19 protein-coding genes are annotated in these 20,777 nt (G+C 60.4%); 7 read left to right on the top strand and 12 right to left on the bottom strand.

What is annotated here, in order from left to right; all coding sequences use genetic code 11:
- The 3 genes from KGB27_RS16775 to KGB27_RS16765 are packed head-to-tail and all read right to left on the bottom strand — an operon-like array spanning position 1 to position 7,195.
- Positions 1-2,715 (bottom strand): putative virulence factor, encoded by a 2,715-nt coding sequence (locus KGB27_RS16775; RefSeq protein WP_223555396.1) that lies wholly within the window; start codon positions 2,713-2,715, stop codon positions 1-3.
- Entirely contained in the window at positions 2,712-5,777 is a 3,066-nt protein-coding gene (locus KGB27_RS16770; RefSeq protein WP_008030519.1) for a virulence factor SrfB, read from the bottom strand. Before KGB27_RS16770 ends, KGB27_RS16775 begins: the two co-directional genes overlap by 4 nt.
- 17 nt (positions 5,778-5,794) lie before the next feature.
- Positions 5,795-7,195, bottom strand: coding sequence for an SrfA family protein (locus KGB27_RS16765; RefSeq protein WP_223555394.1), 1,401 nt, complete (start codon positions 7,193-7,195; stop codon positions 5,795-5,797).
- 266 nt (positions 7,196-7,461) lie between these two features.
- Between KGB27_RS16765 and KGB27_RS16760 the strand changes: the two genes are divergently transcribed.
- Positions 7,462-8,673, top strand: coding sequence for an aldose 1-epimerase family protein (locus tag KGB27_RS16760; protein WP_223555392.1), 1,212 nt, complete (start codon positions 7,462-7,464; stop codon positions 8,671-8,673).
- A gap of 5 nt (positions 8,674-8,678) precedes the next feature.
- On the opposite strand, the gene KGB27_RS16755 is transcribed toward KGB27_RS16760, so the two are convergent.
- Positions 8,679-10,172, bottom strand: a complete 1,494-nt coding sequence (locus tag KGB27_RS16755) for a YifB family Mg chelatase-like AAA ATPase (protein ID WP_008037951.1) — start codon at positions 10,170-10,172, stop codon at positions 8,679-8,681.
- A 595-nt stretch (positions 10,173-10,767) separates the two neighbouring features.
- Here KGB27_RS16755 and KGB27_RS16750 point away from each other — a divergent pair.
- Both KGB27_RS16750 and KGB27_RS16745 read left to right on the top strand, forming a co-directional pair.
- Positions 10,768-11,046 carry a type II toxin-antitoxin system RelE/ParE family toxin gene (locus KGB27_RS16750; protein ID WP_084320214.1) on the top strand — a complete coding sequence of 93 codons (279 nt, stop codon included), beginning with the start codon at positions 10,768-10,770 and terminating at the stop codon, positions 11,044-11,046.
- Positions 11,047-11,054: 8 nt separating this feature from the next.
- Positions 11,055-11,360, top strand: a complete 306-nt coding sequence (locus KGB27_RS16745) for a HigA family addiction module antitoxin (RefSeq protein WP_007980826.1) — start codon at positions 11,055-11,057, stop codon at positions 11,358-11,360.
- Between the two features lie 51 nt (positions 11,361-11,411).
- Here KGB27_RS16745 and KGB27_RS16740 read toward each other — a convergent pair whose 3' ends face one another.
- Both KGB27_RS16740 and KGB27_RS16735 read right to left on the bottom strand, forming a co-directional pair.
- Entirely contained in the window at positions 11,412-11,939 is a 528-nt protein-coding gene (locus tag KGB27_RS16740) for a Bro-N domain-containing protein (RefSeq protein ID WP_223555390.1), read from the bottom strand.
- Between the two features lie 402 nt (positions 11,940-12,341).
- Positions 12,342-12,602 carry an accessory factor UbiK family protein gene (locus tag KGB27_RS16735; RefSeq protein ID WP_008030504.1) on the bottom strand — a complete coding sequence of 87 codons (261 nt, stop codon included), beginning with the start codon at positions 12,600-12,602 and terminating at the stop codon, positions 12,342-12,344.
- 418 nt (positions 12,603-13,020) lie between these two features.
- Here KGB27_RS16735 and glnK point away from each other — a divergent pair, with 418 nt between their 5' ends.
- From glnK to sutA, 4 genes are all read left to right on the top strand, one after another.
- A complete protein-coding gene (glnK, locus tag KGB27_RS16730; protein WP_002555808.1) occupies positions 13,021-13,359 on the top strand; it encodes a P-II family nitrogen regulator in 339 nt (112 codons plus the stop codon).
- Between the two features lie 36 nt (positions 13,360-13,395).
- The gene (locus tag KGB27_RS16725; protein ID WP_008030500.1) at positions 13,396-14,733 is read left to right on the top strand and encodes an ammonium transporter; all 1,338 of its coding nucleotides are present in this window, start codon (positions 13,396-13,398) and stop codon (positions 14,731-14,733) included.
- Positions 14,734-14,946: 213 nt separating this feature from the next.
- Positions 14,947-15,372, top strand: a complete 426-nt coding sequence (locus KGB27_RS16720) for a secondary thiamine-phosphate synthase enzyme YjbQ (RefSeq protein WP_008030499.1) — start codon at positions 14,947-14,949, stop codon at positions 15,370-15,372.
- 101 nt (positions 15,373-15,473) lie between these two features.
- A complete protein-coding gene (sutA, locus tag KGB27_RS16715; protein WP_008030496.1) occupies positions 15,474-15,797 on the top strand; it encodes a transcriptional regulator SutA in 324 nt (107 codons plus the stop codon).
- Positions 15,798-15,996: 199 nt separating this feature from the next.
- Here sutA and KGB27_RS16710 read toward each other — a convergent pair whose 3' ends face one another.
- The 6 genes from KGB27_RS16710 to lptM are packed head-to-tail and all read right to left on the bottom strand — an operon-like array spanning position 15,997 to position 20,604.
- Entirely contained in the window at positions 15,997-16,701 is a 705-nt protein-coding gene (locus tag KGB27_RS16710; protein ID WP_223555388.1) for an HAD family hydrolase, read from the bottom strand.
- On the bottom strand, positions 16,698-17,597 hold the full coding sequence (gene xerC, locus KGB27_RS16705) for a tyrosine recombinase XerC (RefSeq protein ID WP_008040629.1): 900 nt from the start codon (positions 17,595-17,597) through the stop codon (positions 16,698-16,700). The genes KGB27_RS16710 and xerC overlap by 4 nt, the downstream gene beginning before the upstream one ends.
- Before the next feature lie 2 nt (positions 17,598-17,599).
- Positions 17,600-18,325 carry a DUF484 family protein gene (locus KGB27_RS16700; protein WP_008024376.1) on the bottom strand — a complete coding sequence of 242 codons (726 nt, stop codon included), beginning with the start codon at positions 18,323-18,325 and terminating at the stop codon, positions 17,600-17,602.
- A gap of 13 nt (positions 18,326-18,338) precedes the next feature.
- On the bottom strand, positions 18,339-19,169 hold the full coding sequence (dapF, locus tag KGB27_RS16695) for a diaminopimelate epimerase (RefSeq protein ID WP_192227475.1): 831 nt from the start codon (positions 19,167-19,169) through the stop codon (positions 18,339-18,341).
- 4 nt (positions 19,170-19,173) lie between these two features.
- Positions 19,174-20,421 carry a diaminopimelate decarboxylase gene (gene lysA / locus KGB27_RS16690; protein WP_008040631.1) on the bottom strand — a complete coding sequence of 416 codons (1,248 nt, stop codon included), beginning with the start codon at positions 20,419-20,421 and terminating at the stop codon, positions 19,174-19,176.
- A gap of 9 nt (positions 20,422-20,430) precedes the next feature.
- Entirely contained in the window at positions 20,431-20,604 is a 174-nt protein-coding gene (gene lptM, locus KGB27_RS16685; RefSeq protein WP_008040632.1) for an LPS translocon maturation chaperone LptM, read from the bottom strand.
- Positions 20,605-20,777 lie beyond the last annotated feature (173 nt).

Genomic DNA, 20,777 nt, shown 5'->3' with positions numbered 1-20,777 from the left:
TTATCTCGCTGCGAAGGCTGTGAGCACTTGGCCCAGCCGTTCGTTCTGTTCAGGGGTGATTTCGCGACCGGCACCATGGCCGGCATTGTCCTGCGTGATACAGGCCAGGCCCGAAAGCCAGTCGCCGAGATACCGTTGCGCCTGGTTCGCCGGTTGCGGCGGCAGCTCCGGTACTTGTCCCGGACCGATGTCGGTATAGAACGAGAACAAGGGCGCTTTGGCACCGGTCCGGCTAGGTGGGCGCTCGCTCACGGGTTTCTGGAGGTAGCCGAACCAGGACACGAAATCGCGCAGCACGCGTTGTACTTCCAGTACCTGGCGCTCAACCAGTTGATCGCGACGCGCACCGCTCTGGGCACGCTTGAGGACGGCGCGGCTCAGTTGCCCCGGCAAATCCTGGCGATAACCGGCAGTGATCAGCTCGTCGACCACCGCTTCGAGCAAGGCCTTTTCCAGTCCCAGCAGGTTGAGCAGGCTTTGCCGGGTGGTCAGTTCGCGCAAGTGCGCGACCCAGGCCTTGAAGGCCGCTTTGGCAAAACGGTGTTCGTTGCTTTGCAGTTCCGGGACCGGCGTGTGGGGCTTGCTGCTGGCCGGTGTGCTGTCGGGGCTGGCGTCATCGCCGAAATCGAAATCGAAACCGGCGTCGTTGCCGTACAGGCTCTGGCTCGGTGTCAGGGCGACCGGCTCATCGCTGACCGCTGGCTCGTCATCGGTTTCGTACACGCCGCTGAGGTACAGGTCGCGCACCTCTTCGCTCGGCATGTCGAGTTGATCGATGAGTTCGCCCAGCACCGCCGGACGACGGCCCAGGGTCGACAGAATCATCTGCGCCTGGGCTTTCTTGGCAGCGGCGGCGCCGTCACCGTCGGCGTGATACCAGGTGCTCAGACCATGCGTGGTCAGGCCTTCAAGGCATTCGTCCAGCTGCTCACGGATGCGCTGCAGTTTGAATTCGATGTTGGCCACGCCCTTGAAACTGCCGCTGAAGTGACTGATGCCACCGTCATCGTTGCGCAGCATTTCTTTCCAGGTGTTGGCAGGATTGTTGACGTGTTTGCACACCAGCGCGTTGCTCGCAAAGCTTTCGCCCAGCGCATCGACGCGTTCCTGGTAACTGGCGTTGATCCCGGTTTCGGCGCCGCTGGCGTCCTGGACGATGAATGCCGCGTCCATGCGCGGTTTACGCACCAGGAAGGTGTTCTGGAACGGCGTGCCGGCCCAGTCGTTCATCCAGCTCAAGCTGCCGAAGCGCTCCAGCATGGTCAGCTTGACCATGCCGTTCCAGCTCTCGTCGTACTGATCGGGTGTCAGGCTCAGGGAGTTGGTGATGCGCAGGTCGAGCATGGTCAATGCCCAGATCAGACCGGTGTCGCGTTTGCTGCGAGCGGCCGCGTCGGCGCCCTGGGTTTTTTCGATCCAGCGCGTCAGCACCGGGCCAACGTCGTTGACGTCGCTTTGTTTGGTCGAGCCGGTGCACACCACCAGCGCGTTCATTTCCTGGTTGTCGGTGTAGCGCTCAAACAGGTACGCGACCTTGCCACGCAGAATCAGCTGCGAGACGGAGTTGTCCTTGGTGGCGGATTCCGGGTCGTTGGAGTTGGCGATCTCGTGCAGCTTCTTGCGTCCGCGATAGCCGGGGAAGTCGAGCAGATCGACCTGGTTGACGATGTCATCGGCCGGGGCTTCGATCAGGCCGAACGTCATTTCCGCCGTGAGTGCCGCCAGTTGCGCGACAGGAATGCCCTGGCTGTTTTGCAGGCGACCGTCGATGCGTGGCCGCACGTCGATCGGCAAGTCCCGCGGGCTGCCGAAGCGCTCGAGGATGTCGACGTTCATGATGCTGTCGCGCTGGGTGTAATTGTCGTTTTCGAAACTCACCAAGGCCTTCAACGGCGCGAATACCGTCTCGGGCAGGCCCAGCTTGTGCAGCGCGCCGGCCAGTTGCTGATACACGCGCGTCAGTTCGCTTTGCTCACCCCAAAGAATGGCGAACAGCTCGGCACGTTCCTGGAAATTCAGGCGCGGCGCGAGCTGCAAGGCTTTCGGCCAATACAGGTGCTCGAGTTTTTTCACCGAGTTGCGGAAGTTGTCCCGCAGGTAATCCCACAGCGACACCAGATCGTCGGCGCTGACACCCGGCTGCATCGGCCCGGTCTCGCGGCCTTCGAACGGCTTGAGGACTCGCTGGATGCGTTCCTCGTCAATTTCGTAGGAGATCCGTTCAAGGTCGAAATCCTTGAACCAGGAGTTGGCGAGAATCTTCGCCAGCTCGATTTCCTTGAACAGCGTCAGCTCCACCGGGAAATCCGGGTCCTGGCTCGGTGTGGCCCGCCGGCTGAAGCGCGTCACCAGGCCGGTGGCTTCCTTGCCGCCACCCACCGGGTTGATGTGCTTGATGAAGTCCAGGCGCTGGCCGCCGAAATCGGTTTCCAGTTTGCCGTTCTGCCCGGCCGCGAGGGCCGAGATCAGGTAGGACTTGCCCGCCTGGGACAAACCGAAAAAGCCGATGGTCATCGGCGTGCAGGCCACGCGACCGAGGCTGTGGGCCAGGTTGCGGGCGCGATGCAGGCGGATGTTCAGGTTGTCGGCTTCGCTGTCCAGACGTGGCGCGTTGACACGGGTCTGGCCAATCCATTCCAGCGCCTGACCGGCACCTTCATAAACAGCGGCCCAGCGGGTAGAGAGCTGATGTTGATCGGGGGTCAGGTCATTCATTTGCGTTTCACACTTCCACTGTCGAGCCAGTACTTGGTCTCGCTCAGGCCGGCGTCGAGCATGGTGTTGAGTTCCAGCTCGAGGTCGCTGCGCGGGTTGAAGTTGACGTTGCTGCAGTTGGATTCGATGTTGCGTACCGAGAGGCGGTCGCTGACCAGATCCTGCTTGCGTGTGTACTTGTCCGCCGGTTTGACCTCGAAGCGCACCTTGAGCAGCGGCGCGCTGCCGTTTTCACCGATCGCACGGGAGAACTTCTCCCGACCGGCCTTGGTGAAGCGCAAGGTGTACAGCGGCGAAGCGGCCCAGCGGTCGGCGGCCAGCTGACGGAAACCGAGGCGCAGATCGCCGCGCATTTCCAGCTGAGGCGTGTCGGCGGCGTCGCCCGTGCCGATTTCCGGCAGCTTGATTTTGTAGTCTTCGGACTGAATGTCGCGGTACAGCACGTCGGCATCCTTGATCACGTTGTTCAGGTCGATAACGCCGATGTTTTTGACCGTCGAATACGGTTTGAGTGCCGAAGCGCGGAAGTAGAAGTTCGGCACACTGTGGTTGGCGCACAACAGGCACAGCATCGCGCCGACCGAAGCGGTGCTTTTCGGGTCGTCGATCAGGCCGTTCTTGTGGAACGGGTACCAGCCGCCAGTGCGGTAGTTCTGCAACGCCAGGATGCGCCCCGGTGGCAGCGGCAACACCTTGCGGATGAACGCCTGAATGCCGGGCAGGCGCGAAGGGCGGCCGGTCAGCAGCAGGACGTCGCACGGGTAATGCGCGACCACTTCACACAGCGCACCGAGGATCTTGGTGATGTTGATCTGATCGTTGAGGAATGCGGCATGGAGCTTTTGCAGGTCGAAGCTGATCAACGATTCGTACAGGTCAAAGGCGCTTTGGCTGCCGACATCACGACGCACGGCGGCATTGACGTAATCGAGCACGGTCTGGCTGATTGCGTTGTCACCCAGCAATTGGCGGTACGTCTGGGTGCTCACTTCCTGCTGGTCTTGCGGGTCGTAATGCTCGTAGGCCTTGAGCAGCGCCAGGCCCAGCGGGGCAAAAACCTGCAGGTTCAGTTGCTGGCGCAGGATCATGTCCTGGGCGCTGACCGATTCATCGCCACACAGCCGCGACATCAGCGAGACGGGCGATTTGACGCCTGAGATCTGCAAGGCTTTTTCGAAGCTCGGCAGGACGAAGTCCTGAATCACGTCCAGCAGAATGTCGTCGCCGGCCACTTTGAAGCCATCGCGAAAACGCTGCTCGGGCACGATGTGCACGTTGCTGCCGCTGCCGGTGTTGCCGGCGCGGTCGAGGCGATAGTCGGTGATCACCAGGTCGGTGGTGCCACCGCCGATGTCGATGGTCGCCAGGGTGATGCGTTCACGGTCGGTTTTGTCCGGCCGGGCGAGGGTGTCGAAAAACTCTTCCGGGTGCCCGGCGAAGTTCTCGTTGACCTCGGTGTACAGGTACACCAACTGGCCGCAGGAGGCTTCGTCCCATTCGACGCGGATGCTCGGGATCGGCGTGCGCGGGCTGACGGCCTGGTCCTGATGCGGGTCTTCCTCGCCGGCATGCCAGCCGAGGCTTTTCCACACCAGGCCGATGGCTTGCTGCATGCGTTCGTTGAGGATGCTGCGCTCGGCCTGCGGCATGCCCGGCGGCACGGTCAGGGTGATGCTGTTGAGCTGGCGCGGCACACGGGTGTGACCCTGGCGCGAGCGCTGGGCCGGGCTGTTGATTTGCGACAGCGCCTGGGCCAGGACCTCGGCGAGCATGAACGTCATCAGCGAGCTGCGCGAATAACGCGGCATGAACACCGGCAGACGATCATCTTCTTCGAGGCTGTAAAGCGCTTCGCCGGTTTCGTTGATCAGGTGCGAGAACGGCGCGGCAGTGGCGTACGGCTCGCTGTCGGTCTTGATGTACGAGCAGTTGAAGCGCCAGCCGTGGCCGTAGGCGTTTTCGTCCCACAGGTAGCGTTTCGGGCTGGACAGCCCGGTCGAGCCTTCGGTGCCGCGACGACGGCTGGCCAGACGGCTGGCCTCGTTGCCGACGCGGGCAATCGTTGCCCATTGGAACGCATCGTGCCGGCCGCTTTTGACCGAGCAGTGGTCCTTGCCGAAGTATGCCTGGGCGAATTCCACACGGCTTTCGAACGGCAGGTTGTAAGTGTGTTCGGGGGTGATCAGGTCGCGCAGTTCCAGCACGTAGTTCTGTTTCAACCCGGAACCGGCCTGACCGTGGTTCTCGATCAGAATGCCGCAGGTGCGCGAGTTGCCGACGTCCAGCACCAGGTCCACCGGAATCGGTTTGACCAGGCCATTGCTGTCGTTGGCAACCACCTTCAATTCAGGGATTTCAACTTTCGGCCGGGCAGTCGACTGTTCCGCCGCCGATGGCTTGCTCAGAAGGCTCAGCAAGTTGAGGTAGTGCGCCAAGTGATAGTTGGCGCGGATGTCGGTGTCCAGCTCTGCGCGCGAACGGTGGGCATTGCCCTCGTTGAATACTTCCAGCAGCCATTCGTTGACCCACGGCTGGGCCAGGAACCAGCGGGTTTCGCTGGCCTTGGTCGCCAATTTGAAGGACACGCCGGAGCTGATGTCTTCTTCGTTCGGCGCCAGGTAAGCGGTGCCGTCACGCTTGGGCATCACGCGGCTGTCGAAGGCCATCGTCAGGCGGTGGGTGTTGCCGTCGATGTCGGGCGTCGCCAGTTTGACCAGGCGCATGCGCGACCAGTTGGTCGGGCCTTCGTCGAAGCGGTGCGGCGGCATGAAGCGGAAAAACGGGGTCGGCAGCCAGACACCGTCGAGCAGTTCGAGGCTGCTTTTCATGTCGACGCTGAACGCCGGTTTGGCCTTTTCGACCTTTTCCGGCTCCGGCTCGTAGAAAAAGAAGTCTTTCTCTTCGTTGTATGACAGGCGGCAGATCAACCCGCTGATCATCGGCGCGAACTCGCCCGCCGGTTCTTTGCGAGGGTCCAGGCGCAGGGCGAAATCCATGAACTGGATGCCGGTGTCGCTGACCAGCGTGACGGTGTCTTCGAATTGGGTGACTTCAGGCAACATGTCGGGTTATTCCGTTTTTATTCGGCCACGTGCCGCATGGACATGGGGAATTGTTCTTTGCCGTAACCGCCGGTGCAGTCTGCGACTGTGGTCGCCCCTTTGCGGCAGTTGACCTTGGGCATGTCGTAAGTGCTGCCATCGCCACACACGGCCTGGCCCTGACTGTCGATGGCCAAGCTGCCACCCTTCATAGTAGCGCTCACCGGCCCGGTGCATTTCGTGCCGTCGGCCTGGTGTACGGTGACTTCGCCCTTACCGTCCTTGAGCTGGTATTCCAGACGCAGCGGTTTGCCGGTCCGGCGGTCCTGAATACCGGCGCCGGCGCGGAACTGACCGTCGAGGAACTTGGCGGCACCGTCGGCGGCGTCCGGTGGAATGCTCAGGGGAGGGCCGGGTTTTGCGGCGGCGGATTTTTCGGCCTCGGGCGAAGTGATATCCGGCGGCGCGGTTTTGTTTTCGGGCGGGGTGGCGGGCGATTCGGCTGCCGGGTCTTTGGCCGGGTCTTTGGCTGGGTCTTTGGCCAGGTCGGCCGGCGCTGCATCTGCCTCGTTGCCCTCGACCGCCGGCGCTTCCACTCCTTGGGTTTCGGTCACGGCGGTACCGGTGCCGGTTCCAGTGGTAGAGCCTACAACGGTGCCCGTCACCGGAACGCCGTTCAGCGTCGTGGCATTGCCGGTCAGTTGCGGTTCTTCCAGCTGTTTTTCCACCGGCACGATGCCCTCAGGCAGCAGGTCTACCGCCACCAACGGAATCGGCACGCAACCACGCAGACCAAGCAACAGCCACAAAAGCAGTAGCAGGAACGGCAGCAGCAACAGCCACCACCAGCGACGCCACCACGGACGAGCAACCACCGGCACGACGGGCGCAACGACGGGCGCAACGACAGGCGCGGCTTCGACCACCGGGGGCAGCGTAAACGCGGGCGGAACCTGATAGAGGCAGTGCAGGGGATCGCGATTACCGGTACCGGCATGCTCGAAACCCCAAAAGGTCAGCACCGGCTTGCCTTGCACCAGGTAGACGAAATTCTCATCGGGGAAATGAATCACGCGCTTGAGCAGCTTGCCGAACACGGCTTTGTCGCCTTGCTGCTGTTCGCCGGATTCAGTGCCCAGGAAACGCTGGCTCAATTCCTCGAGCGCGGTTTTCAGCGCTTCAAGTTGGCGGCGGGCAGGGACGCGTTCTTCTTCGGTCGCACTGCTCCACGGGATCACATCGCCGTCGAGGCCGCTGTACCAATCGATCTGGTTACCGAGCTCATCGCTTTGAGGGATGGCCAGATGATCGACCATTTCGGGGTTCTTGCGGCGAATGGCTTCGCGCAATTGCAGGGCCGCCCGGTATACCGGTTGACCTGTTTCGCCCAAGGCTGTGAATGACCCGCTCTTACCGCTGCGTAATAGTGCCCCGCGCATTCAAACTCCATATGTTCTGTTGCGCAAAAATGACAGACAAAGGTGTCTGTTCTTGCTCCTGCAATTAGCTGGCGACCTTAATGTCATAATGATGTCGCCGTCAATCATCCGGAGGTCCAAAACCGTATGAGACTAGCGTAAGCGTGCGGAGGTTGCATGGGGTCAATTTAAATTGGCTTGGGAAGGCTTGGGTGTAAGCTTTTTAAGCTTGCTGAATCGTTTCATCAGCGCTATAAAAAATGCACAACTCCAAGAAAGGCCTCCCCATGACTCCGCTCAAATTCGTCGTTGCCTTTGGCGCTCTGTCCGCCTCCCACGCCATGGCTTGGGATTACGTCCTGCTCGACAGCGACAAGGCTGCTCAAAACTGGCAGATCACCAGCCAGCAACTCGGTGTGAAAACCGACAAACCCTTCTCCGTGACCCTTCGTAACTTGCACGGCGGTCGGCAGGAGGGCGTCAGCATCGTCGACATCGATAACGGCACGATGAAACTCTCGGTGGTGCCGACTCGCGGGATGAACGTTTTGCAGGCATCGGTCGGCAATGTGCGCATGGGCTGGGATTCGCCGGTCAAGGACGTGGTCAATCCGTCCTTCATTGAGCTCAACGGTCGCGGCGGACTCGGCTGGCTCGAAGGTTTCAATGAGCTGGTCACCCGTTGCGGCTACGAATGGGTCGGCCACCCCGGCGTCGACAACGGCGAACTCCTGACCCTGCATGGCCGCGCTGCCAACATTCCGGCCAGCACAGTCACGCTGCACATCGACGAAAAACCGCCTTATGCCATCAGCCTGCGCGGCGAGCTGAAAGAACAGGCCTTCAAGAAAGTCGACTTCTCGGTGATCACCGAACTGGTCACCGAGCCCGGCAGCGCAGCGTTCACGCTCAACGATACCCTGACCAACAACGGCGACTATCCGAAGGAATATCAGGCGCTGTACCACAGTAATTTCAGCACGCCATTCCTGGAGCAGGGCGCCCGTTTCGTTGCGCCGGTCAAACAGGTGTCGCCGTTCAACGACAAGGCCAAAGGTGATCTGCCGGACTGGCAGACTTACCGCGCGCCGACCAAGGACTATGACGAGACGGTTTACAACGTGGTGCCGTATGGCGATGACAAGGGTGACACGTTGACGGTGTTGCATAACAAGGCAGGTAGCCTGGGCGTTTCGGTCGGCTTTAACACTAAAACGCTGCCCGTGTTTTCGCTGTGGAAAAACACCGATACCCAAGGCCAGGGCTATGTCACCGGTCTCGAGCCGGGGACCAGCTTTTCCTATAACCGGCGCTATCAGCGGCCGCTGGGGCTGGTGCCGACGATTGCGCCGAAGGAGCACAAGCAGTTTCAGATCAGTTACAGCTTGTTGGCGGACAAAGGCGCTGTGGACCAGGCGCTGAAGCGGGTGAGTGACATTCAGGACGGGCGGGAAACCGAGGTTCGGCAGACGCCGTTGGTGGATCTGACGAAGGAGTGATTCCATCAGCTGGAGGTTGGCCGGTATTGCAGCGCTTCAGCCAGATGACCACGGGTGATGCCATCGACCTGCTCAAGGTCTGCGAGGGTTCGTGCGACCTTGAGCAGTCGATGCGCAGACCTCAACGATAGGGTCAGTCGTTCGCACGCTGTTTCCAGCCAGGTTTCGTCGATTGTGGATAACGTGCAGTGTTTGCGCAGGCCCGGCAGATCAAGGAAAGCGTTCGCGCAGCCCTGGCGTTTGTGTTGACGCTCTCTGGCGTCGGCGACCAGCAATGCGGCAGTGGCGGTGTCATCGCCGGGTTTGAGTGCCGGATTCAGCGCCGTGGCTTCCCGGGCGACGGTCAGGTGCAGGTCAATGCGGTCCAGCAGTGGCCCCGATAATTTATTGCGGTAGCGCTGGACCATGTCCGGTGTACAGCTGCATTTACCACTGGGTTCGCCAAGATATCCACAGGGACACGGGTTCATCGCGGCCACCAATTGAAAGCGGGCCGGAAACCTCACGCGATCCTTGGCGCGGGAAATCACGATATGGCCGGACTCCAGCGGCTCTCGCAAAACCTCCAGCACCTTGCGGTCGAACTCCGGCAGTTCATCGAGGAATAGAACGCCATGATGGGCGAGGGTAATTTCACCCGGTTGCGGCTTCGAACCGCCGCCCACCAGCGCCGGGCCGGAGGCGGAGTGATGGGGTTGGCGGAAGGGCCTTTGCGGCCAGTGGCTCAAGGGCACGCAACTGGTGACGGATTGGATGGCGGCGACTTCCAGCGCTTCATGTTCGGCCAGGGGTGGAAGCAGTCCCGGCAAGCGACTCGCCAGAAGGGTTTTTCCGGTGCCCGGTGGTCCGCTGAACAGCAGGTTATGAGCGCCCGCCGCCGCAATCAGCAATGCGCGTTTGGCCGAAAGTTGGCCCTGTACTTCGTTCAAGTCTGGATAGGGTTTGCTGGCATAGAGCAAACCGTTGGAAACGTAAGGCTCGACCGGTGTGTGCCCATTGAAGTGCGCGACCGCTTCCAGCAAATGATCCACCGCGATCACCTTCAACCCCGACGCCAGGCAAGCCTCCTCGGCATTCGCTCGCGGCACCATCAGCGAGCGTCCGGCCTTGCGTGCCGCCAGTGCGGCCGGCAACACGCCCCGCACGGCACGTACCGCGCCTGATAGCGCCAGTTCTCCCAGACATTCCACATCATCCAGTGTCAGCGTTGGCACCTGCACGCTGGCGGACAGAATCCCCAGGGCAATCGCCAGATCGAACCGTCCGCCGTCCTTCGGCAAATCAGCGGGGGCGAGATTCAGCGTGATGCGCCGCGCCGGGAATTGCAGGCCTGAGTTGATGATCGCACTGCGCACCCGATCCTTGCTTTCCTTCACCGCTGCTTCGGGTAAACCGACCATGGTCAGCGATGGCAGACCGTTGGCCAGGTGGACTTCGACGGTGACGGCGGGCGCATCCACGCCGATTTGGGCGCGGCTGTGGACGATGGAGAGGGACATGGTCGTTCCTTGAGCTTTACGGGGGCCGCTTCCTGCGGGTTTTTGAAGGGTAGTCGGGAGGTGATGATTTGGTGCGGCGGCTGAGCCGCGAAACTTTCGCAGGATGTTGCGAGCTTTGTTGCGCTGCTTTGGATGCGAAAAAAACCGCCACTTGGGCGGTTTATTCGGGGAGCCTGGTCCGACTCGTGCCTGCAAGCCAGCCATCAGGTTCGAGCTCTTTGCCATACATTGCTGCCACTTTAAAAAAACGATGTTGGCTGGCAGAAACGCTTCCGGCTAAACGGAGCGCCTCGGCATGAAGCTCAGCGATGAGTAACAGTTTTGCTTGCCGTTTTTTGGGCTTCACAGCGACCTGCCTTTGATTGATGGTTTAGTTGTTAGGCCAGTCAACTTAAGCGCCGAAGACAGTTTTGATGCAATCAGAATTGACCCATATTTTTGTAGGACCAAGCTTGGTTTTTGGGGCCTTCTGAAGGGCGTGGGTAGTCCTTTTCCTAGAGTTTTGAAAGAGGGGGAAATACTCATAGCAGCGAGTTTGCATTCATGAATTTGCCTTATACACTCAAGATTAATGCATAACGTTAAGCTTTAAATTATGATCGTTAGCTTTAAGTGTTCTGAGACCGAGTACCTGTTTTGCAACGGTAAGACCCGTTTGTGGTCAGCCATTCTGAGTGTCGCGGAACGAAAGCTGACGATGCTTGATGATGCTGTCGTGCTGAAAGACCTTCGATCTCCGCCGGGCAATCGCCTGGAGGCGTTGGAGGGAAATCGAAAAGGTCAGCACAGCATCCGCATCAACGCTCAATGGCGAATTTGCTTTGTCTGGGGCTGCAACGGGCCGGAGAATGTAGAAATCGTCGATTATCACTGAGGTGAGTAATGACTAAAAATGGTATGCGCCCGGTGCACCCTGGCGAGATCCTCAAAGAGGAATACCTGGAGCCTCTGAGCCTGACGGCTGCCGCTCTGGCCAGAGCGTTGAACGTGTCGACACCTACGGTCAACGATATTGTGCTTCAGCGTCGGGGTGTCAGTGCTGATATGGCTCTACGGCTATCTATCTGTCTGGACACGACCCCGGAATTTTGGCTCAACCTTCAATCGACCTACGATTTGCGTAAAGCCGAGATTGAGCGAGGGGCCGCGATTCGGGATCAGGTCGAGCGGCTTGCACACTGCGCCTGATTGTTGTCTTGGATTTACCGAACCCCACGCAAAAAGCGTGGGGTTTTTTATTCAGAATGCGTGAAGCATTTTCGCGGCTCTTTTCCACCAAGGTGCACTGATAGCAGACCTTGAAGACTCCTGATCAGGCAGCATCTGCGGCACATCCTGCAGACGAATCCACGGCTGGTTATTCCAGTGCAACAAGTTCAGCGACATCTCCGGCCAGTGCAGCAGGCTCAGGATCGGCCGGTCGATAGATATGGGTTGCTGGGCATCCCTTAGGGCAGGCACTACGTCGTGGGTCAGCCATTCGCGCAGGGCCCGGTATTCGGGGCAGTAGTGGTAGATCAGTAAGGCGTAGACGCCGGATTCGCTGATCAGCAGGGTATTTTCGATTCTGCCGTGGATGAGCATTTGTGCGGACTGGTGTTGGTCGGGGTCGAGTTTTCGGACGGCGCGGTCGTCGAGGTAGAGGCGCAGGAAGCGGCCGAGGTCGCGGGCGCTGAACCAGGGTTGGTTTTGGAGGAGGAGGGCGTGGAGGTGGAGTTTGTGGCGGGTGAAGACGTGGGGGATCAGATAAGCATCATCGCTATTCATTGATACAGCTCCTCTTGCTAAAAGGGCTGCCCGCAATCGTCGCCAAACAATTGGGTGGCAGTTGTACGCGGGTTGGCGAACCGGAGCAAAAGGAACCCGGCAGACCCGAAGGCCTCCCACGCACAACCGCCATGACTTGTGTCGATGGTCGTCATGCTCCTTAAGCTTCCAGGTCGCCAAACCCGGTGCTGAACATTCAGCATTGGGCGAGCTTAGGAACCGGGGCTTTGCGGCGCAATCGGACGGCGGTGGTTTTGTTGTAGGAAGGTGCCGGGATTTTTGAGGGCTTGAGATCGCCCATGGCACCATTTCCTACAGATGCATCTGAAGGTCGTTCCGACCTTCAATCGCGAGCAGGCTCGCTCCCACAGTGGATCGGGTTTCAAAGTGGGATTTGCGGGGTTACTCGGTTGGGGGATTGAGCTTTGCTTCCAGCTCGGCAACCTTCGCTTCCAGGCTTTCCAGGCGTGCCCGCGTACGTGCCAGCACAACCATCTGACTATCAAACTCTTCCCGGCTCACCAGATCCAGTTTGCTGAAGCCGCTTTGCAGCAACGCCTTGAACTGGCTTTCGATTTCGCTTTTCGGCAGTGGGGTGTCGCCGCTGAAGAGGCGGGAGGCTGTGCCGGTCAAGGCGTCGAGGAAATCTTTGGGCGCGAGCATGGGAAAGGTCCTGGAAACAATGGCGGGCAGTGTATCACGCAGTGTCTATAGTCAATCCCGACCGCAGGGATGCACGCTTTTCGCGCATGCGGACGGACGGTGCCGCACCGTTGTTGTGCGTAACGCGTCCGGTGTTGCAGCGATGTGGTGGGCATCTACGGCCAAGAGCTTGAAAACTGAGGGTTTTGTGGAGATGGCAAGCTTTCTGCTTAGACGGTAGTGACCCATGCACTGATGCAGTCGATGTGACGAATGCAGTGCGCCAAGCGAAACGGGGGAAGAGTTTCGTGCGGAGCGGTTAGCTGGCGTCGGACGGGCAGGTAAGGCCGACGATGCGTTACAAAGCCAGGCACTGCGCTTAGACTTGAGCCGGGTTTGTTTTCCTGGGGCAAGTCCACCAATTCGGGAGAGAGTTTTCATGAAGCTAGTCACTGCCATCATCAAGCCGTTCAAGTTGGACGACGTGCGCGAATCGCTGTCCGAGATCGGCGTGCAGGGCATTACCGTTACCGAAGTCAAAGGCTTCGGACGGCAGAAGGGTCACACCGAGCTGTATCGCGGCGCGGAATACGTGGTCGATTTCCTGCCCAAGGTGAAGATCGATGTCGCCATTGACGACAAGGATCTTGATCGGGTTATCGAGGCGATAACCAAGGCAGCCAACACCGGCAAGATCGGTGACGGCAAGATCTTCGTGGTCAATCTGGAACAGGCGATTCGCATCCGTACCGGCGAAACCGATACCGACGCGATTTAAGCCGCCACAAACCCCAACGCCCCAGGAGAAAACAATATGACTCTGCGTAAATTCGCAGGGCTAGGAGCCCTGTTGTCCCTCGTAATGCCCAGCCTGGCCATGGCGGCAGACGAAGTGGCGGCCCCAGTCCTCAATTCCGGCGATACCGCCTGGATGCTGACCTCGACAGCCCTCGTGCTGTTCATGACCATTCCCGGCCTCGCGCTGTTCTACGGCGGCATGGTTCGCTCCAAAAACATTCTTTCCGTGATGATGCAGTGCTTTGCCATTACCGGTCTGATCAGCGTCCTGTGGGTCATTTATGGCTACAGCATCGCGTTCGACACCACCGGCATGGAACAGGGCGTCGTCAACTTCAACTCCTTCTTCGGCGGCATGGGCAAGGCTTTCCTCGCCGGTGTCACCCCCGCCAGCCTGACGGGTCCTGCGGCGTTGTTCCCTGAGGCGGTGTTCATCACCTTCCAGATGACGTTCGCCATCATCACCCCTGCGCTGATCGTCGGTGCCTTCGCTGAGCGGATGAAGTTCTCCGCGATGCTGATCTTCATGGGCATCTGGTTCACTCTGGTTTATGCACCGATCGCGCACATGGTCTGGTCCGGCAACGGCGGCCTGATGTGGGACTGGGGCGTGCTCGATTTCGCTGGCGGCACCGTGGTGCACATCAACGCCGGTGTGGCCGGTCTGGTGGCGTGCATCGTGCTCGGCAAGCGTAAAGGCTTCCCGACCACCCCGATGGCACCGCACAACCTCGGTTACACCCTGATGGGCGCAGCGATGCTGTGGGTTGGCTGGTTCGGCTTCAACGCCGGTTCCGCCGCAGCGGCCAACGGCACTGCCGGCATGGCGATGCTGGTTACCCAGATCGCAACCGCCGCCGCCGCACTGGGCTGGATGTTTGCCGAGTGGGTCACCCACGGGAAGCCAAGTGCACTGGGTATCGCCTCTGGTGTGGTCGCCGGTCTCGTTGCAATCACCCCGGCCGCTGGCACCGTGGGCCCGATGGGCGCACTGGTGATCGGTCTGGCAGCGGGCGTGGTGTGCTTCTTCTGCGCCACCACCCTGAAACGCAAGCTCGGTTATGACGATTCCCTGGACGCCTTCGGTGTACACGGTATCGGCGGTATCCTCGGCGCGATCCTGACCGGTGTGTTCGCCGCTCCGTCGCTGGGTGGCTTCGGCACCGTCACCGACATCGCCGCACAAGTCTGGATTCAGTGCAAAGGCGTGGGCTTCACGGTGATCTACACCGCAATCGTCACCTACATCATTCTCAAGGTGCTGGACGCTGTCATGGGTCTGCGTATCACTGAAGAAGAAGAGGCTGTCGGCATCGATCTGGCGCTTCACAACGAACGCGGCTACAACTTGTAAGACGCGCATAAAAAACTTGCCCGGCTTGCCGGGCATTTTTTTGTCTGGAGTTTGTCAGTGTGAGGACTGCTGAAAGGTTTTTTCGTACACGTTTAGTGGTGTTTACGGCGGGCGTTTTTCTGCGGCCAATGGCTTACATGATTGAAGGAATATTAGGGTCTTTGTTTTTTCCCAGAGCGCGCTAGAATGCGCCCCGAACGTGCGGAGAACTGTATGTGGCAACAGACTCTGATTACCCTGCGGGCGAGGCCCCGGGGCTTTCATCTGGTAACGGACGAGTTACTCGCCGGCCTGCCTGAACTCAAGGCGTGTCGGGTCGGTCTGTTGCATTTGTGGCTGCAGCATACCTCGGCGTCGTTGACCATCAACGAGAACGCCGATCCGGCGGTACGTCGCGACTTCGAACGATTTTTCAATCGTCTGATCCCACAAGGAACAGACGGCTATGAGCATAACGACGAAGGCCTGGACGACCTCCCGGCGCACTTCAAGGCCAGCGTGCTTGGCTGTCAGCTCAGTTTGCCGATTTCGGCGGGCCGACTGGCGTTAGGGACCTGGCAAGGCGTTTATCTGGGCGAGCACCGTGATTTTGGCGGTGCCCGTAAAGTCCTCGCCACCGTGCACGGTGAAGAGGCATGAACCGCTGGTCACCAGCGGTTATTGAATTTTTCCGGCAGCCTTCGACAGAGGGCAAAGCTGGGCTATAACTAATCTGCTTTTCGCAAGTCATGAGGTAGAACATGAGCGACGATGATCTGGAAAACGACGACCTCGAAGTAGGCGACGACGACGAAACCGAAGAAGGTCTGGAAGCAGCGGCGGAAGACGTCGCTGAAGACGACGGCGGTGATGCGCCCGTTCCGACCGCCAAAGGCAAAGCCAAGGCAGCGGTATCGGTCGATGAGCTGCCGAGCGTCGAAGCAAAAAACAAGGAACGCGATGCCTTGGCCAAGGCCATGGAAGAGTTCCTGGCCAAGGGCGGCAAGGTGCAGGAAGTGGAGGCCAATGTGGTCGCCGATCCTCCCAAGAAGCCTGACAACAAGTACGGCAGCCGGCCTATCTAAGCGTCTGCCCTTGCTTGCTGAAAAAGCCCGCCGTCGCTGCGGGCTTTTTCATGTCTGTAAAAAAGTCTGGAGACTTGTGTAGATCCCCTGTGGGAGCGAGCCTGCTCGCGATGGCGGTGTCTCAGTCAACATCAATTGTGAATGTTAAGGCCTCATCGCGAGCAGGCTCGCTCCCACAGGGTCGGTCGTGAACTCAAGGTCAGTGATGGATATTCCACCGCGCCAACAACGCCGGCAATTCGGTCAGGCTGCGAATCTCGGCGTCCGGCGCTTTCTGCGCTTCCCACAATTTGCCCTGCGGGTTAAACCAGATCGCCCGCAACCCCGCCTGCTGTGCCCCGGCAATGTCATCACCCGGATGGTCGCCGATATGCACCGCCGTCGCGGCCGTTGCGCCGCCACGCTTCAGCGCCTCATGAAACAGGCGTGCGTCCGGTTTGGCGATGCCGATGTCTTCGGCGCACAGCGCAAACTTGAAGTAGTCGGCCAGCCCTAAACGGCGCACATCGGCATTGCCGTTGGTGACGACGCCGAGTGCATAGTGTTTGGCCAGCGTCTCCAGTGTCGGCTCGACTTCCGGGAAGATTTCCAGCTGATGCCGGGCATGCAGAAACACTTCAAAACTCTGATCGGCCAGGTCTGACGCCTGTTCATGACCGTAACCGGCTTCTTCCAGTGCGTGGAAAAGCACCCGTCGACGCAAGGCACTGATTCGATGCTTGAGGCCCGGTTCGCTGCCCAGAATGCGCTCGCGAATCCCCCACAAATGCTCCACCGGCACCGCGCCCAGATTCGGTGCATGTTCGGTCAGCCATTCACGCAATACGGCTTCGGCGCTGACGATGACCGGGGCGGTATCCCACAAGGTGTCGTCGAGGTCGAAGGTGATCAATTGGATCGTCATGAATCATCGCCCTTAATGCGTTTGGCCCGTGGATGGGCGCTGTCGTAAACCGTCGCCAGATGCTGGAAGTCCAGGTGGGTGTAGATCTGGGTGGTCTTGATGTCCGAGTGGCCGAGTAATTCCTGCACCGCGCGCAGGTCCTGCGAGGACTCCAGCAGGTGGCTGGCGAAGGAGTGTCGCAACATGTGCGGATGCAGGTTTTGCCCCAGTTCACGTTCACCGGCGGCCTTGACCCGCACCTGAATCGCCCGAGGGCCGAGGCGCCGGCCTTGCTGGCTGACAAACACGGCGTCATCCGCCGGGTTGGTCATGGCGCGCAATGGCAGCCACAACTCCAGGGCTTCGCGGGCCTTTTTGCCGACCGGCAACAGGCGCGTCTTGCTGCCTTTACCGAGCACCTGAACCATGCCGTCAGCCAGGTCCAGTTGATCGAGATTGAGCCCGGTCAGTTCCGAAAGCCGCAAACCCGAGGAATAGAACAGCTCCAGAATCGCCTGATCCCGACGCGCCAGAAAGTCATCCTCTACCGCACCTTCAAGCAGTTGCAGGGCTCGGTCGGTGTCGAGGGTTTTCGGCAATCGCCGCTCGCCTTTCGGCGGTGCCAGGCCATTGGCCGGATCGTGATCGCAGAGACCTTCGCGGTTCAGATAATGATAGAGCCCACGCACGGCCGAGAGCAGGCGCGCCAGGCTGCGCGACGATTGACCCTGGGAATGCAGGCGGGCGATCAGGCTGCGCAGGCGCTGAATGTCCAGCGCGGCCCAGCTGCCGATGTTCTGTTTGACGCAAAAGCCCAACACTTTGTCGAGGTCGCGGCGGTAGGCGTACAGCGTGTGGGGCGACACCTGCCGCTCACTGCGCAGGTGTTCGCAGTAAGCGTCCAGTTGCCGTTCCACGATCAGCGTACCGAGCGCAGAGAGCTGTTGACCCGTGGCAGCACGCGGCCCATGACTTCGGCGATGTAGCTGAGGAACAGCGTGCCGACCGAGCTTTTGTAGTGCTGCGGATCACGGCTGGCGATGGCCAGGACGCCGAGAATGCCTTGATGGCTGATGGCGACGACGGCGGTCGAGCCGATCTGCTTGCGCTGCTCTTCGCCGAACAGGAAGTCCAGTTCATGCTCGCGCAGGCTGCCGCTGACGCTTTTGTCTTCCGAAAGCAAACCGCCAATGGCCGTCTGCGCGTCGGCGTGGGTCACCCAGCGGCCAACTGGCATCGGGTTGTCGCCCAGCAGGATCAGGCTGACAAAAGGCACCTGAAAGTCCTGGCGCAGACTGTCTTCGACGCTGATCACCACATCTTCCAGGCTGGTGGCGTCCATCAGCGCGAGAATCAGGCGGCGGGTCTTGTCGAAGAGACGGTCGTTGTCACGGGCCACGTCCATCAAGTGCGAGAGGCGATGGCGCAACTCGATATTGCGGTCGCGCAGGATGGTCATCTGGCGCTCGACCAGCGAAATGGTGTCGCCTCGCTGGTGCGGAATGCGCAGGGCCGGGAGCAGTTCTTCGTGCTCGACGAAGAAATCCGGATGAGCCTCCAGGTACGCGGCAATCGCCGCCGCCTCAAGGCTTTCGGAAGGGGATTCGTCGGGCTGTAGGGCGGGAACCTGGGGCTTGTCGGTCATGGGTTTGACTCACTCAAAGACGTACTTGTCCTTCATATACACGGACTGCCGGGCCGGTCATCAACACCGGTTGGCCAGGGCCTGCCCATTCAATGGACAGACGCCCGCCGGGCAGGTCGATCAATAGCGGCGAATCCATCCACCCCTGGCTGATCGCGGCCACTGCAGCAGCGCAGGCGCCGGTGCCGCAGGCCTGGGTTTCCCCGGCGCCACGTTCCCAGACGCGCAGCTGCGCGCGGTTCCGGTCGATGACCTGGAGAAAACCGACATTGACCCGCGCCGGGAAGCGCGGGTGATGTTCGATTTTTGGCCCCAGTTCATGCACCGGTGCGTTGTTGATATCGCTGACACGCAGCACGGCGTGCGGATTGCCCATCGACACAGCGGCAAGTTCCACCGTGGTGCCGTCGACGTCGAGCGAGTAGCTCGGCGCCTGACTGTCGGCAACGAACGGGATGTCGGCCGGCACCAGGCGCGGTGCGCCCATGTCGACGCTGATCTGGCCGTCACTGCGGATATCCAGCTCGATGATGCCACTTTTGGTTTCGACGCGAATCTGCCGTTTTGCGGTCAGGCGTTTGTCGAGTACGAAGCGGGCGAAACAGCGCGCACCGTTGCCGCACTGTTCCACTTCGGAGCCGTCGGAGTTGAAGATCCGATAGCGGAAATCCACGTCCGGGTTACTCGGCGCTTCGACGATCAGCAACTGGTCGAAACCGATGCCGGTGTGCCGATCGCCCCATTGCTTGGCATGCTTGGGCAGGATGTGCGCGTGCTGGCTGACCAGGTCGAGGACCATGAAGTCATTGCCCAGGCCGTGCATCTTGGTAAAACGCAGCAGCATGGTTTTACTCCGGCAGCAGGCTTTCGCCAGCAAACAACTCGGCTACCGTCTCACGGCGACGCACTTCAAATGCCTGATCACCGTCCACCAACACTTCAGCGGCGCGGCCGCGGGTGTTGTAGTTGGAACTCATGACAAACCCGTAGGCGCCGGCCGAATGCACAGCCAGCAAGTCGCCTTCTTCGAGGGCCAGCTGACGGTCCTTGGCCAGGAAGTCGCCGGTCTCGCAGATCGGCCCGACGATGTCGTAGGCACGAGCGGCGGTGGCGCGAGGGCGCACGGCGGTGACGTCCATCCAGGCCTGGTACAGCGCCGGGCGGATCAGGTCGTTCATGGCCGCGTCGACGATGGCGAAGTCTTTGTGTTCGGTGTGCTTGAGGTATTCGACCTGAGTCAGCAGCACGCCGGCGTTGGCGACAATGAAGCGGCCCGGCTCGAACACCAGCGCCAGGTCACGACCGTCGAGACGCTCGCGCACGGCTTTGATGTAGTCGGCAGCCAATGGTGGCTCTTCATCGCGATAACGCACGCCCAAGCCACCACCGAGATCGATGTGGCGCAGGTAGATGCCGCAATCGCCGAGGCGGTCGACCAGGCCCAGCAGGCGGTCGAGGGCATCGATGAACGGCGGCAGGGTGGTCAGTTGCGAACCGATGTGGCAATCGACGCCGACCACTTCCAGGTTCGGCAGCTGCGCGGCACGCACGTACACGTCTTCGGCGTCGGCAATGGCGATGCCGAACTTGTTCTCTTTGAGACCGGTGGAAATGTACGGGTGCGTGCCGGCATCGACGTCCGGGTTCACACGCAGCGAGATCGGTGCGCGAACGCCCAGCTCGGCGGCGACGATTTGCAGGCGTTCCAGCTCATCGGTGGACTCGACGTTGAAGCAGTGCACGCCGACTTCCAGGGCGCGACGCATGTCGTCACGGGTCTTGCCGACACCGGAGAACACGATCTTGTCGGCGCTGCCGCCGGCGGCCAGTACGCGTTCCAGCTCACCACGGGAGACGATGTCAAAACCGGCGCCCAATCGCGCCAGGACATTCAGCACACCCAGGTTGGAGTTGGCCTTGACCGCGAAGCAGACCAGGTGCGGCATGCCGGCCAGTGCATCGGCATACGCCAGGTACTGGGCTTCGATGTGGGCACGGGAGTAGACGTAAGTCGGGGTGCCAAAGCGTTCGGCGATGGCGGACAGGGCAACCCCTTCCGCGAACAGCTCGCCGTCACGGTAGTTAAAAGCGTCCATGGCGTTCCCTTATTGGTAGACGTCGTGCTTGTGTGCTTTCGACGGCTGCTTTTGCGAGGACTGGGCCTGCTCGGCAGGGTCCTGGGAATCGTCAGGCAGGTACAGCGGACCTTTTTGACCACAGGCCGACAATAAACAAGCAACCGCGACGAGCGCAGCAAAGGAAGAGATCAGGCGCTTCATGGCGAAATCCTTGAAAATGCGTTAATTGCGCCGGAGTATACCGGCCACCCGGCAGCTTGCCTATGCGACCAGGGTCCCGTCCGGCGGGGCTTGCCAGATGCCGGTCGGTATCACGCAACCCCTGTGGGAGCGGGCTTGCTCGCGAAGGGGGCAGCACATTCAGCATCTTTGTT

Origin of the sequence: Pseudomonas sp. BF-R-01 (genome assembly GCF_019946615.1) — a bacterium.
Classification (GTDB): domain Bacteria; phylum Pseudomonadota; class Gammaproteobacteria; order Pseudomonadales; family Pseudomonadaceae; genus Aquipseudomonas; species Aquipseudomonas migulae.
Note: the sequence above shows the minus strand (reverse complement) of the source record. Positions and strands in the feature narration are given on the sequence as shown.